The sequence below is a fragment of the Aeromonas sp. FDAARGOS 1416 genome, assembly GCF_019048085.1.
Lineage (GTDB): Bacteria > Pseudomonadota > Gammaproteobacteria > Enterobacterales > Aeromonadaceae > Aeromonas > Aeromonas veronii.
Map to the genome: position 1 here is coordinate 2558481 of NZ_CP077301.1, position 13524 is coordinate 2572004.

Annotated in this window: 13 protein-coding genes and 1 tRNA gene; 8 read left to right on the forward strand and 6 right to left on the reverse strand. The window is 59.4% G+C overall.

Annotated elements, in window-relative coordinates:
- Positions 1-294 precede the first annotated feature (294 nt).
- A complete protein-coding gene (grcA, locus tag I6L46_RS11350) occupies positions 295-675 on the forward strand; it encodes an autonomous glycyl radical cofactor GrcA (RefSeq protein WP_005334936.1) in 381 nt (126 codons plus the stop codon).
- Between the two features lie 150 nt (positions 676-825).
- Here grcA and kdsA read toward each other — a convergent pair whose 3' ends face one another.
- The 6 genes from kdsA to hemA form a co-directional block, all read right to left on the reverse strand.
- Complete coding sequence (gene kdsA / locus I6L46_RS11355; RefSeq protein WP_005334937.1) at positions 826-1680, reverse strand: 3-deoxy-8-phosphooctulonate synthase; 855 nt, start codon at positions 1678-1680, stop codon at positions 826-828.
- Between the two features lie 183 nt (positions 1681-1863).
- Positions 1864-2664 carry a SirB1 family protein gene (locus tag I6L46_RS11360; RefSeq protein WP_005334938.1) on the reverse strand — a complete coding sequence of 267 codons (801 nt, stop codon included), beginning with the start codon at positions 2662-2664 and terminating at the stop codon, positions 1864-1866.
- A 12-nt stretch (positions 2665-2676) separates the two neighbouring features.
- Positions 2677-3060: a SirB2 family protein gene (locus I6L46_RS11365; protein ID WP_005334939.1), complete on the reverse strand. Its 384-nt coding sequence runs from the start codon at positions 3058-3060 to the stop codon at positions 2677-2679.
- Positions 3061-3116: 56 nt separating this feature from the next.
- Entirely contained in the window at positions 3117-3968 is an 852-nt protein-coding gene (gene prmC, locus I6L46_RS11370; protein WP_216975539.1) for a peptide chain release factor N(5)-glutamine methyltransferase, read from the reverse strand.
- A 61-nt stretch (positions 3969-4029) separates the two neighbouring features.
- Complete coding sequence (gene prfA / locus I6L46_RS11375) at positions 4030-5118, reverse strand: peptide chain release factor 1 (protein WP_005353897.1); 1089 nt, start codon at positions 5116-5118, stop codon at positions 4030-4032.
- A gap of 51 nt (positions 5119-5169) precedes the next feature.
- Positions 5170-6429: a glutamyl-tRNA reductase gene (gene hemA, locus I6L46_RS11380; protein WP_139463482.1), complete on the reverse strand. Its 1260-nt coding sequence runs from the start codon at positions 6427-6429 to the stop codon at positions 5170-5172.
- Between the two features lie 126 nt (positions 6430-6555).
- Here hemA and lolB point away from each other — a divergent pair, with 126 nt between their 5' ends.
- The 7 genes from lolB to ychF all read left to right on the forward strand — a co-directional run bounded on the left by lolB (position 6556) and on the right by ychF (position 13329).
- Positions 6556-7134: a lipoprotein insertase outer membrane protein LolB gene (gene lolB, locus I6L46_RS11385; RefSeq protein WP_005334955.1), complete on the forward strand. Its 579-nt coding sequence runs from the start codon at positions 6556-6558 to the stop codon at positions 7132-7134.
- The gene (ispE, locus tag I6L46_RS11390; RefSeq protein ID WP_042054540.1) at positions 7134-7982 is read left to right on the forward strand and encodes a 4-(cytidine 5'-diphospho)-2-C-methyl-D-erythritol kinase; all 849 of its coding nucleotides are present in this window, start codon (positions 7134-7136) and stop codon (positions 7980-7982) included. The genes lolB and ispE overlap by 1 nt, the downstream gene beginning before the upstream one ends.
- Position 7983: 1 nt before the next feature.
- Positions 7984-8058 (forward strand) — tRNA-Gln (locus tag I6L46_RS11395).
- A 195-nt stretch (positions 8059-8253) separates the two neighbouring features.
- Positions 8254-9201, forward strand: a complete 948-nt coding sequence (locus tag I6L46_RS11400; RefSeq protein WP_005343846.1) for a ribose-phosphate pyrophosphokinase — start codon at positions 8254-8256, stop codon at positions 9199-9201.
- A 116-nt stretch (positions 9202-9317) separates the two neighbouring features.
- The gene (locus I6L46_RS11405) at positions 9318-11306 is read left to right on the forward strand and encodes a bifunctional UDP-sugar hydrolase/5'-nucleotidase (RefSeq protein ID WP_042054541.1); all 1989 of its coding nucleotides are present in this window, start codon (positions 9318-9320) and stop codon (positions 11304-11306) included.
- Positions 11307-11524: 218 nt separating this feature from the next.
- A complete protein-coding gene (gene pth, locus I6L46_RS11410; RefSeq protein ID WP_005334960.1) occupies positions 11525-12121 on the forward strand; it encodes an aminoacyl-tRNA hydrolase in 597 nt (198 codons plus the stop codon).
- A 116-nt stretch (positions 12122-12237) separates the two neighbouring features.
- Positions 12238-13329 (forward strand): redox-regulated ATPase YchF, encoded by a 1092-nt coding sequence (gene ychF / locus I6L46_RS11415; protein ID WP_005334961.1) that lies wholly within the window; start codon positions 12238-12240, stop codon positions 13327-13329.
- Positions 13330-13524: the final 195 nt, after the last annotated feature.

Genomic DNA, 13524 nt, shown 5'->3' on the forward strand with positions numbered 1-13524 from the left:
AGTTAAATTACTAGATTGACGAGATAAAAGATGCATAATTTGGATATCTTACAAAATCAGAAAAATGACCTATTTTTGATTCAACTCAAGAATTTAATCCCATTGAAATGGCGCTTTGTTGGATTTTCTTGATCTGGATCAATTTTGGTAATATTACCACCGTGGTATATATGACCCCATCAAAGAAAAGGTGTAAGGCAAGGGCCCTTTAAGTCATCGCCATCGACGGTAGCTTAAATACATCAGGGTAATTTCCTTACAGTTGGATTCGCGTTCCCATTGAGGAGTCATACCATGATCAAAGGCATTCAAATCACCCAGGCCGCCAACACCGCTCTGCTGAACTCTTTCTGGCTGCTGGACGAAGAGAAGCAACAAGCTCGCTGCATCTGCGTCAAAGGCGATGCTTTCGCTGCTGATCAAGAAGTGCAACTGGCTGACCTGGGTCAGTTCGAATACCGCGAACTGCCGGTTCAGGCTGAACCTGCTGTTGAAGGTGGCCAGCACCTGAACGTCAACGTGCTGCGTCGCGAAACTCTGGAAGATGCTATCGAAAACCCGGAGAAGTACCCGCAGCTGACCATCCGTGTGTCTGGCTACGCAGTGCGTTTCAACGCCCTGACCCCGGAACAGCAGCGTGACGTGGTTACCCGTACTTTCACCCAGAGCCTGTAATCAGCGCCCTGCAGTGAAGAGCTGATACTCGCTGTATCGGCACAAAAAAACGGCCAATCGGCCGTTTTTTTATGCGTGCTTGTCACCGCATCCTTATCAAAAAATGCCCCGCATTGCGGGGCATTTTCATCAGGCATGACAGCGTCGGGATCAGGCCGAGGTATCGAGGGGTTCGAAGCCCTTGATCAGGTCATCGATGGCCTTCATCTGTTTGAGGAAGCCTTCCAGCTTCTCCAGCGGCAGGGCGCTCGGGCCATCGCAGCGGGCAATTTTCGGATCCGGGTGGGACTCGATAAAGAGACCGGCCAGACCGACCGCCATGCCGGCGCGCGCCAGCTCGGTCACCTGCTCGCGACGGCCACCGGAGGCGGCACCCAGCGGATCACGGCACTGCAGGGAGTGGGTCACGTCAAAGATCACCGGATAGCCACCGGTGCTCTTCTTCATCACGCCCAGACCCAGCATGTCCACCACCAGGTTGTCGTAGCCGAAATTGGCACCGCGCTCACACAGGATCAGCTGATCGTTGCCGCACTCCTCGAACTTGTCGGTGATGTTCTTCATCTGGCTTGGGCTGAGGAACTGCGGCTTCTTGATGTTGATAACGTTGCCGGTGCGGGCCATGGCTTCCACCAGATCGGTCTGGCGCGCCAGGAAAGCGGGCAGCTGGATAACGTCAACCACCTCGGCGACCGGCTTGGCCTGATGGGGTTCGTGCAGATCGGAGATGACCGGCATGCCGAAGGTCGCTTTCAGCTCCTGGAAAATCTTCATCCCCTCTTCCAGACCCGGACCGCGGTAAGAGTGGATGGAGGAGCGGTTGGCCTTGTCCCAGCTCGCCTTGAAGACAAACGGGATGCCCAGCTTGCTGGTCACTTCCACGTACTTCTCGCACACTGCCATCGCCATGTCGCGGGATTCCAGCACGTTCATGCCACCAAACAGCACGAAGGGTTTGTCATTGGCAACGTCGATCTGGTTGATCTTGATATTCTTCTGTTCCATCTAAGACATCCTTAATAAAAGGGCCTGAAGCCAAGTTACTCCGTTGCAGCCGAGCGCAGCGGCCTTGATATTCTTCTGTTTCAACTCCAAGACATCCTAAATAAAAGGGCCTGAAGCCAAGTTACTCCGTTGCGACCGGACGCAGCGGCCTTGATATTCTTCTGTTTCAGTTTCAAGCCGCCCTTAATGGAGGGGCTTGGGGCTCAGATCCAGCGCGGCCAGCTGCACTTTCAGCACATCGGCGACCGGATCGTCCGGGCATTGTTCAATAAAATATTCAAAATCGTCGGCGGCCTGGCGCGGGCAGTCGAGCTGCTCGTAGATAAAGCCGCGATCCCGCGTCTCGAGCGGATCGCCAGGCTTCATCCGCAGCAACAACTCGCTGCAGCGTAGTGCCTCGGGCATGCGATCTTCCCGCAGCAGGGCCCCCTTGCTGACGTTGAGCAGCCGTTCGATGATCTCCCACTGGCCGGAGGGCTGCAGGTAGTCGGGGGTCAAGGTCGCCAAGTCCCCCAGCGCACCGCGCAGCAGCAGCTCGATGCGGGCCAGACTCAGCTCGTCGCCGGTAAAGGGGTCGACATAGACCTCCCCCTCGCCACCGGCAAAGCTCACCAGGAAGTGGCCGGGGAAGCAGATCCCCTCCACATCAAGCCCGAGCTTGCGCCCAAGCTGGATGATGAGAATGCCGAGACTGACCGGGATCCCCTTGCGCTGCACCAGCACCTGATTGAGATCGCAGTTGTTGGCAGAGAAATAGTCCTGCCAGTCGCCATGAAAACCGAGGCTGTGGTAGAAGCCTTGCAGCAACTGCTGGCGCACCTCGTCGCAGGTGCCCTCTTCGATCTGCTCGTCCAGCCACTCGTCCAGCAGGTTCAACTCGCGCATCCCCTCCTCGACCGAGCCATAAATCTCGTCGCTAACTGACAACGCCAGCTCGGTGATGTCGTGGGCTTCGAAATCGGTCCATTCGTCTATGTGTAACATTCTCTTCATGCCTTAGCCGAACACACTCGTCTGTTTGAGCACTGCCAACTTGGCAATAAAGTAGATCCAGCCGAGCGCCCCCAGAAAGGAGCACCAGCGCACCAGATTGCTTTTGGCCAGCCGCAGCGCCATCGCCGCCAGAAATACCAGCACCAGAATGGCCATCAGCTTCTCGCTGAGCCAGGGCGTTCCGTTATTGAGCGGGTTGAGATCCAGCACCATGCAGAGCAATACGCCGGAGAGCACCACCAGACCGTTGAGCCAGCCGCTGACCTTCATCACCGGCGCGCTATAGGCTCGGCCAGTGGCAGTCTGTACCCAGTAGAAGCGGAGCATAAACATCAGCACGGCCCCGGCAATCAGGGTGAGGTGCAGGTGTTTGAGCACAAAAACCATATTCAATCCTTGCATGGGGGCGCACAGGCAACCCGCCGTGTAACAGTGAGGAACCGTCAGCGCAGCGGGCAGAGGCCCAGCGTCACCCTGTCGTTATCCCCGTAATCGCGCACCGTGGCTACCTCGCGGTAGCCGCCATCACGCAGCAACTGACGCACCGCCTCCCCCTGATCCCAGCCATGCTCCAGCAGCAACCAGCCATCGGTCAGCAGATAAGCGGGGGCGTGGGCCACGATGTGGCGGATATCAGCCAGCCCGGCGTCATCGGCAACCAGCGCCGAGCGGGGTTCAAAGCGCACGTCACCCTGCTCGAGATGGGGATCGGCGCCATCAATATAGGGGGGATTGGAGACAATCACCGCAAAACGTGGCGTTTCGTCGCGATCCGGCTCGCCAAGGGGCTCGAACCAGCTACCGTCGCGCACCTCGATGGGTAACCCCAGTGCGGCGCTGTTCTCGCGGGCCAGCGCCGCGGCATCGGCCATCCGATCCACCGCCCACACATCGAGCTCGGGCCGCTCGGACTTGAGCGCCAGCGCGATGGCGCCGGTGCCAGTGCCCAGATCCAGCACGGCGCACGGCCCTTGCGGGATTCTGGTCAGCGCCTGCTCGACCAGCACCTCGGTATCGGGGCGCGGGATCAGGGTCGCCGGGCTCACCTTGAGGGGCAGCGACCAGAACTCCCGCTCGCCCACCAGATGGGCGATGGGTTCGCCGTTGAGACGACGAGCCAGCCACGTCTGCAGGGTGGCCTGCTGGGCGGCATCCAGCTCATGTTCGGGCCAGGTCATCAGATAGCTGCGACGACACCCGAGCAGATGACAGAGCAGTACATCGGCATCGGCGCGGGGGGACTCCCCCTCAGCCAACACAGTCATGATATGGGCGCGGGCCTGCTGGATCTGCATCAGTGCCACTCCACCTTATGGGCAGAACACTTAATGCGAGCTTGCCGGATCACCATCTGCATTAGTTGTTCTCGGCCAGCGAGGCGAGCTGATCGGCCTGATACTCCTGCACCAGCGGCGTGATGACGCAGTCCAGATCCCCTTCCAAAATTTCGGAGAGACGGTAGAGGGTCAGGTTGATGCGATGCTCGGAGAGGCGGCCCTGCGGGTAGTTGTAGGTGCGAATGCGCTCGGAGCGATCACCGGAGCCCACCAGATTGCGGCGGGTGCTCTGCTCGGCGGCGCGGTGGCGCTCATCCTCGGCCGCTTGCAGGCGGGCGGAGAGCACCGACATCGCCTTGGCGCGGTTCTTGTGCTGGGAGCGCTCGTCCTGACACTCCACCACCAGACCGGTCGGCAGGTGGGTGATGCGGATGGCCGAGTCGGTCTTGTTGACGTGCTGACCACCGGCACCGGAGGCGCGGAAGGTGTCGATCTTCAGATCGGAAGGATTGATCTCGATCTGCTCGGCTTCCGGCACTTCCGGCAGCACGGCGACGGTACAGGCGGAGGTGTGCACCCGGCCCTGAGATTCGGTCTCCGGCACCCGCTGTACCCGGTGACCACCGGATTCAAACTTGAGGCGGCCATAGACGCGCTCGCCGTCGATCTTGGCGATCACCTCCTTGTAGCCACCATACTCACCGTCATTGCAGCTGACGATGGAGACGCGCCAGCCCTGACGCTCGGCAAAGCGGGAGTACATGCGGAACAGGTCACCGGCAAAGATGGCCGCTTCGTCGCCACCGGCACCGGCGCGGATCTCCAGATAGCAGTTGTTGTCATCCTTGGGATCCTTGGGCAGCAACATCAGTTGCAGCTCCTGCTCCAGCGCCTCCAGATTGGCCTTGGCCAGCGGCAGCTCCTCCTGCGCCATCTCGCGCAGGTCGGCATCGTCCTCCTCCAGCATCATCTGGGTGGTCTCCAGATCATCCTGAGCCTGACGGTAACGCTGGAAGGCGTGAACGATATCTTCCAGCTGGGCATATTCGCGGGTCAGGGCGCGGTAGCGATCCTGATCCGAGACCACGTCTGGCTCGCCGAGCATGGCCTGTACTTCTTCGTGGCGCTCGATGAGGCCTTCCAGCTTTCTGATCAGTGACGGATTCATAACTCTTGCATTCTCAATGGAGGACGGGACAACCGGCAGGTTGCCCGAAAATTATGGCTCTTGTGACAACCCCAGCGCCTGCCGCAAGCGGGAGAGCTCGCTCTGATCCCCCTGGGAGGCAGCCTGGCGCAACGCCTGGGTCGGCGCGTGGATCAATTTGTTGGTGAGGCGATGGGCCATCGCCTTGAGCGCCTGTTCGGCACTCTCGCCCTGCGCCAATGCCAGCAGGGCCCGTTGCAACTCTTCATCAGCCACTTGCTGTGACTGATGGCGGTAATCGCGAATGAGGTCGACCGAGCTCTGGCCACGATACCAGCCCATAAACTCGTCGCGCTCTTCCTGCACGATCACTTCCGCCTGCGCGGCAGCCCGTTTACGGGTTTCGAGGTTCTGCTCAATGATCCCCTGCAAATCATCCACCGTGTAGAGATAGGCATCGGAGAGCTCATCGACTTCGGCTTCGATGTCGCGCGGCACGGCAATATCCACCAGAAACATGGGTTTGAAGCGGCGGGCCTTCAGCGCGCGCTCCACCATCCCCTTGCCGATGATGGGCAGTGGACTGGCGGTCGAGCTGATGACAATATCCGCCTCGTGCAGATAGTCGGGGATCTCTTCGAGCGTCATCACCTGGGCGCCGAATTCGGCCGCCAGGGTCTGGGCACGCTGCAGGGTGCGGTTCGCCACCATCATCTTGGTCACGTTCTGCTCGCGCAGATGACGGGCCACCAGTTCGATGGTTTCGCCAGCACCGACCAGTAGCACCTTGGTCTGGGAGAGATCGGAAAAGATCCGCCGACCCAAGCTGACGGCGGCAAACGCCACCGACACGGCACTGGCGCCAATCTCGGTATCGGTACGCACCCGTTTGGCCACCGAGAAGGATTTCTGGAACAGCCGCTCCAGCGCCCCCTTCACCGACTCCGCCTGCTGGGCGTGGGCATAGGATTGCTTGATCTGCCCCAGGATTTGCGGCTCCCCCAACACCAGCGAGTCGAGCCCGCACGCCACCCGCATCAGGTGGCGCACAGCCTCTTCATCGTGATGCTGATAGATGGCCGTGACCAGTTCGGCCGCGTCCAGCCCGTGGAACTGCTGCAACCAGCGCAGCACTTGCTCCTGCCGCTCCCCGTCCAGATTGCAATAGAGTTCGGTCCGGTTGCAGGTGGAGACGATCACCGCCTCGCTGACACCGGGTTGGCTCACCAGCTCACGCAAGGCGCGATCGATGCAGTCCGGGCCAAAGGCGACCCGTTCCCGCAAGGCGACACTGGCGGTGTTGTGGTTGATTCCGAGGGCAAGCAAACTCATGAGTGGGCGACGATCATTTCATACGCTGGGTGCAAAGGCTGCCAATTGTACGAGAAAGGGTAAGTCTTTAAAAGCAATACGGCCGCCCCGTATACTGTGGCAAATTCCTCTCTCTGGAGCCGTCTCGTGCTGCTACGTATTTTTACCCTCACCTGCCTGCTGTTGCTGGCAGGTTGTGCCACCACCCAGCCCCAGCGTGACCAGGTGAACTGGAACCAGGAGCGGGCCCGCCTCGAGCAGCTGACCCACTGGCAGCTCTCTGGCAAGATGGCCATCATCACGCCACAGCAAAAGGGCAGCGCCCGTCTCAACTGGCAGCAGGATGGGGAGGATTATCGCCTCAACCTCACCAGCCTGATTGGCACCAGCATTCTGGAACTCTCCCGCAGCAAGGGGGAGATCACCCTGCTCGACAGCGACGGCAATCGCCACCAGAGCCAGGATGCCGAAGCGCTCATCTATCAACTGACCGGCTGGAATATTCCGGTTGCGGGATTGCCAGAGTGGATCAAGGGGCTGCCAGGTCAGGCGGAGTTTGAACTCAACCCCGACAGCAGTCTGGCCAGCGTGCGCGACGGCCAGTGGCAGATCGTCTATGGCGATTATCGGGATCAGGATGGCTACCGCCTGCCGCACCAGCTGACCATGACCGGCCAGAACAGCCGCCTCAAGCTTCAGATCAACCAATGGACTCTTGCACGTTAATGGCTTCCACACGCTGGCCGGCACCGGCCAAACTCAACCTGTTTTTACACGTCAATGGCCGTCGTCCCGATGGCTATCACGAGCTGCAAACCCTGTTTATCTTCCTCAACCACAGCGACTGGCTCGAGTTCGAGGTGATACCGAATAGCGACACTCTCACCCTGAGCCCGGCCATTCCCGGTGTGCCGGATGAGCAGAATCTAATTATTCGGGCGGCGCGGCTGCTCCAGGCAACTCTGCCGAGCCCGCAAGGTGCCCATATCCGGCTGGAGAAAGTGCTACCCATGGGCGGCGGCATTGGCGGCGGTTCGTCCGATGCAGCGACCACGCTGGTGGCGCTTAACCACCTCTGGCAGGCGGGTTTGAGTGAAGATGAACTGGCAGCACTTGGCGTCCAGTTGGGGGCCGATGTGCCGGTGTTTGTCCGTGGCAAGGCGGCCTTTGCCGAAGGGGTGGGCGAGCGGCTGCAACCGGTCGAACTGCCCGATGCCTGGTATCTGGTACTCAAGCCCGATTGCCATGTAGCGACCGCGGCCGTATTCCAGGATCCGGACCTGCCGAGAGCCACGCCAAAAATGGCGCTGGACAACCTGCTGGAAGGCGAGTGGAAAAACGATTGCGAATCACTGGTGAAAAAGCGCCACCCCGAGGTTGCCAATGCGCTCGGCTGGTTGCTAGAATACGCGCCGTCAAGAATGACGGGCACAGGAGCCTGCGTCTTTGCTCAATTTGAAGACGAAGTGACTGCTCGGGAAGTGTTGGCCTGCGTGCCGAAGGGACTTGATGGGTTTGTCGCCAAGGGCGAGAACATATCACCTCTCTTCTCCACATTGCAACAGTTCAAATGATTGGGGTATCGCCAAGCGGTAAGGCAGCGGGTTTTGATCTCGCCATTCCTAGGTTCGAATCCTAGTACCCCAGCCAATTTTACCGAACGGTATTGATGATGATTAACGTGGCCGGTTTTGCACTCGGCCACGGATTCGGGTTACCGGTATCATCACATTCATTGGGCAGCAGACACCTTGTACGTTATCTTGATAAATCGTTTGCCCCAAAACGATAGGGTCTGATTTCAGACTCCCCCACATACTGGATGCAACCCCGAGGTTTCAAACCGTGCCTGACATGAAGCTGTTTGCTGGTAACGCAACGCCGGAACTAGCCCAGAAGATCGCAGATCGCCTGTTTATCAAACTCGGCAATGCTGCCGTAGGTCGCTTTAGCGACGGCGAGATCAGCGTACAGATCAATGAGAATGTACGTGGTGGCGATATCTTCATCATTCAATCCACCTGTGCCCCGACCAACGACAATTTGATGGAATTGATCGTCATGGTGGATGCTCTGCGTCGTGCTTCAGCTGGCCGTATCACTGCCGTTATCCCCTACTTTGGTTATGCCCGTCAGGACCGCCGTGTCCGCTCCGCCCGTGTACCCATCACCGCCAAGGTTGTCGCTGACTTCCTCTCCAGCGTCGGTGTGGATCGCGTGCTGACCGTTGACCTGCATGCCGAGCAAATTCAAGGTTTCTTCGACGTTCCGGTAGACAACGTGTTCGGTAGCCCGGTGCTGCTGGAAGACATGAAGTCCAAGAACCTCGAGTCTCCTGTCGTTGTCTCCCCGGACATCGGTGGCGTCGTGCGTGCCCGCGCCATCGCCAAGCTGCTGGATGACACCGACATCGCCATCATCGACAAGCGCCGTCCCCGCCCGAACGTCTCCCAGGTCATGCACCTGATCGGTGACGTTGCAGGCCGCGACTGCATCATCGTTGATGACATGATCGACACCGGCGGCACCCTGTGCAAAGCCGCAGAGGCCCTGAAAGAGCGCGGTGCCAAGCGTGTATTCGCCTACGCTACCCACCCGGTCTTCTCCGGTTCCGCCGTCGAGAACATCAAGAACTCCGTGATCGATGAACTGATCATCACCGACTCCATCCCGCTCACTGCGGAGATGAAAGCGGTAGGCAAGGTCAAGCAGCTGACTCTGTCAACTGTACTGGCCGAAGCCATTCGTCGCATCAGCAACGAAGAGTCCATCTCTGCCATGTTTGAGCATTGATAGATTCAGCAATAACGAAAACCGCCATCAGGCGGTTTTCGTCTTTCTGGACCTTCTCTTTCCAACTTTCTGCTATCTGGTACGACCCTGCCCCCGGCAGGCTTAAGGATTTACCCATGAATTGCTTGCGTCCCCTCCTGCTCGCGACCCTCACCTCCGCCCTGTTCGCCTGTCAGCCCGTCAAAGAAAACCCGCCCTTCGTGCTGACCCTGGCTCACATGAACGACACCCACTCCCAGTTTGATCCGGTCAATGCCGAGATCAAAGGGCAGATCTTTGCCCAGCAGGGGGAGACGGACACCCTCTATACCCGCTTTGGCGGTTATCCGCGCCTGCTGACCATGGCGAAAGCCTATCAGGCCGATGCGCTGGCCCAGAACCACGCCTTGCTGCTGCTGCACGGCGGCGATGCCTGGCAGGGCAGCGGCTACTTCAAACTCAACGAGGGGATGGCCAACGCCGAGTTGCTGAGCCAGTTCGGCCTCGATGCCATGGCCCTTGGCAACCACGAGTTCGATCTGGATAACCAGAAGCTGGCCCGCTTCATCGAGGGGGTCAACTTCCCGGTTCTGGCCGCCAACCTCGACACCAAGGCCGATCCAGCCCTCAGCAAGGCTGACAACCTCAAGCCCTTCGTGGTCTACGCCTTTGACGGCAACCAGAAGAGCCCGGTCACCGATCTCGACAACCTGCCGCAAGGCAAACAGCTGGTCGCCGTCATCGGTCTGGTGCTGGAAGACATGGGCAATATCGCCCCCAACGTCGGCAAACTGCGCTTTGGCAAGGAGGTCGCCTCGGCTCAGGCCACGGTCGACATGCTGCAAGCCAAGGGGATCCATCAGATCGTGGCGCTCACCCACATCGGCAACGAGCGGGATCTGGCGCTGGCCGCCAAGGTAAACGGCCTCGATGCCATAGTCGGTGGCCACTCCCACAGCCTGCTCGGCGATTTTCGCAACATTGGCTGGGGCAAGACCGGCGATTACGCCAAGCTGGTGACCAATCCGGATGGCATCGGCAAAACCTGCGTGGTGCAGGCAGGCTCCTACGCCCAGGCCATCGGTCTGGCACAGGTGACCTTTGACAGCCAGGGTCAGGTGACCGACTGCCAGGGCCACAACAGCCTGCTGGCCAGCCGCGACTTCTTCGCCGATGCGGCGCGCAAGCAGCCCCTCGACGACGCCCGCAGCAAAGAGGCGAGCCAGTTTGTCGACAACCAGCCCAATTTGGTGACCGTGGATGAAGATCCGCGCCTGCGCGGCATCATCGACAGCCACTACAAACCGGCGCTGGAGAAAGCCTACGGCCCGGTGATCGGCACCATCCCCGAGCAGCTGCAAAATGCCCGTCGTCCCGGTGACAACGGCAGCGACAGCCACGGCTCAGATGTAGCGCCGCTGGTTGCCGAAGGGGAGTTCTACTGGGCCAATACCCCTGCAGTGCAAGCCCTGACCGGCGGCCCGGTCGACTTCGCTCTGGTGGCAGTGGGCGGCGTGCGCGCCGACCTGCCCGCTGGCGAATGGCGCGAGGGGGATAGTGCCCTCACCCTGCTGCCGTTCAAGAACCAGCTCTCGGTGCTGACCCTGACTGGCGCCGAGGTACGCGCCCTGCTGACCGAGACCATCACCGCCACCCTGCCCGCCAGCGCCCATGCAGGCAAGTTCCCCTATGGCGGCCACCTGCGTTACACCTTCCAGGAGACCGACGCAGGCAAGGCGGGCACCCTGACCCAATTGCAGCGCAAGACCGCAAGCGGCGAGTGGCAAGATCTGGTGGATAGCCAGCACTATCGGGTGGTGATGAACGCCTACAGCGCCAACGGCAACGATGGCTGGCAAGCACTGGCCAATGCCCAGCGCCAGAAGAGCGAGCGGGTCGATATCGCCAGCGTCAATGGCAAGCTGACCGCCTTCCCGGTGCTGAAGGTGGTACAAAACGGCGAGCTGCTGAGCGCCGTCTATGCCCCGGGCCAGCCCCTCGATTGCAAAGCCAGCGGCGTGGATTGCGGCACCGATGCAGCGTCTTTCGTGGAGTATGTGCGCGATGCCCGTCCCACCCTGACCGCACTGGATGAAGAGACCGTCACCCTGCGGCGTGCCAAATAACGACGGTAGTCAACCGGGCACAATCCATCGGTAAACTGAAACGGGCCTCTTGCAAGAGGCCCGTTTGCCCACCGTTAGCCACCCATTGCCCGCAATAATGCTGCAAATCCCGCCATAACATGCGCATTGGTTGAGTGATCGCCACTCGGCGGCTAGAATATTGCGTCCTATTGCCCTGGGTAGTGTGCCCACGGCAGCTGCGAGTGAAGACATCAAGCGTGACAAGCGAAATCAAACTGATCGTCGGACTGGGCAACCCCGGCCCGGAATATGCCAAGACCCGCCACAATGCGGGCGCCTGGTATGTGGAGCAACTGGCCCGCTGGCACAATGTCAGCCTGCGTGAAGAACCCAAGTTCTTCGGCCATACTGCCCGCATCCTGGTCGAGGGGCAGGATGTGCGGTTGCTCATCCCGAACACCTATATGAACCTCTCTGGCAAGGCGGTGGCCGCACTGGCGCGTTTTTATCAGATTGAGCCGGAAGCGATGCTGGTGGCCCATGACGAACTGGATCTACCGCCAGGCATCGCCAAGTTCAAGCAGGGTGGTGGTCATGGTGGCCATAACGGCCTCAAGGACATCATCGCCAAGATGGGCAACAACAATAACTTCTTCCGGCTGCGTCTCGGGATCGGCCATCCCGGCAGCAAAGAGCAGGTGGCAGGCTTCGTCCTGACCAAGGCCCCCAGCAGTGAACAGAACCTGATCGACGCCGCGCTGGACGAGTCCCTGCGCGCCACCGACATCCTGTTCAAACAAGATATGACCAAGGCCATGAATCGCTTGCACAGCTTCAAGGCTGAAAAGGGTTAGGTCGGTTTGACCCTGTACGGGCATTGTGCCGGTACATGAGCAACGACCAGAACAAGCATGACATGGGCCGCCTGCGGGCGACCCCCAACAGCATCCATCAAGTAAGGTAACAATCCATGGGTTTTAAATGCGGTATCGTGGGCCTGCCCAATGTAGGCAAATCCACCCTGTTCAACGCGCTGACCAAGGCCGGTATCGAAGCCGCCAACTTCCCGTTCTGCACCATCGAGCCGAACACTGGTGTGGTGCCGATGCCGGATCCCCGCCTCGATCAGCTGGCTGCCATCATCAATCCGCAGCGCGTTGTGCCGACCACCATGGAATTCGTCGACATCGCCGGTCTGGTTGCCGGTGCCTCCAAGGGTGAAGGTCTGGGTAACCAGTTCCTGGCCAACATCCGTGAAACCGAAGCGATCGGCCACGTAGTGCGCTGCTTCGACGACGAAAACATCATTCACGTTGCCGGCAAGGTCTCTCCCGCTGACGATATCGAAGTGATCAACACCGAGCTCGCCCTGTCGGATCTGGACGCCTGCGAGCGTGCCATTCACCGTCAGTCCAAGCGTGCCAAAGGCGGCGACAAGGATGCCAAGCTGGAAGTCGAAACCCTGGAGAAGATCAAGGTCGCACTGGAAAACGGCCAGATGATCCGCGGCATGAAGCTGGATAAAGAAGAGCTGGCCGCTGTCAGCCACCTCAACTTCCTGACCCTGAAACCAACCATGTATATCGCCAACGTGGCGGAAGATGGCTTCGAGAACAACCCCTATCTGGACAAGGTGCGTGAAATCGCCGCCGCCGAGAACGCGGTCGTGGTCGTGGTCTGCTGTGCCATCGAAGCCGACATTGCCGAACTGGACGACGAAGATCGCGCCGAGTTCATGGCTGACCTTGGTATCGAAGAGCCGGGCCTGAACCGCGTGATCCGCTCCGGCTACCAGCTGCTCAACCTGCAGACCTACTTCACCGCTGGCGTGAAAGAGGTGCGTGCATGGACCATTCCGGTCGGCGCCACTGCCCCGCAAGCGGCTGGCAAGATCCACACTGACTTTGAAAAAGGCTTTATTCGCGCCCAAACCATCGCCTTTGAAGACTTTATCAACTATAAGGGTGAGCAAGGCGCCAAGGAAGCGGGCAAGATGCGCGCTGAAGGGAAAGATTACATCGTCAAAGATGGCGATATCATGAATTTCCTGTTCAACGTCTAATCCCATGACAGGCCAGCATTTGCTGGCCTGTTTTTTATCTGCCATTGCCCGGGCAATAATGGCAATGTCTTAAAAAAAACCAGATTGTTGGGCTTTTGCGCAACAGAGACCAATAACTGGTCAAACGCACTCAAATTGCGTTTTTCTGGCAAAAAAAGGGTTGACGCCCCAGAGCCAGATACGCATAATTCGGCC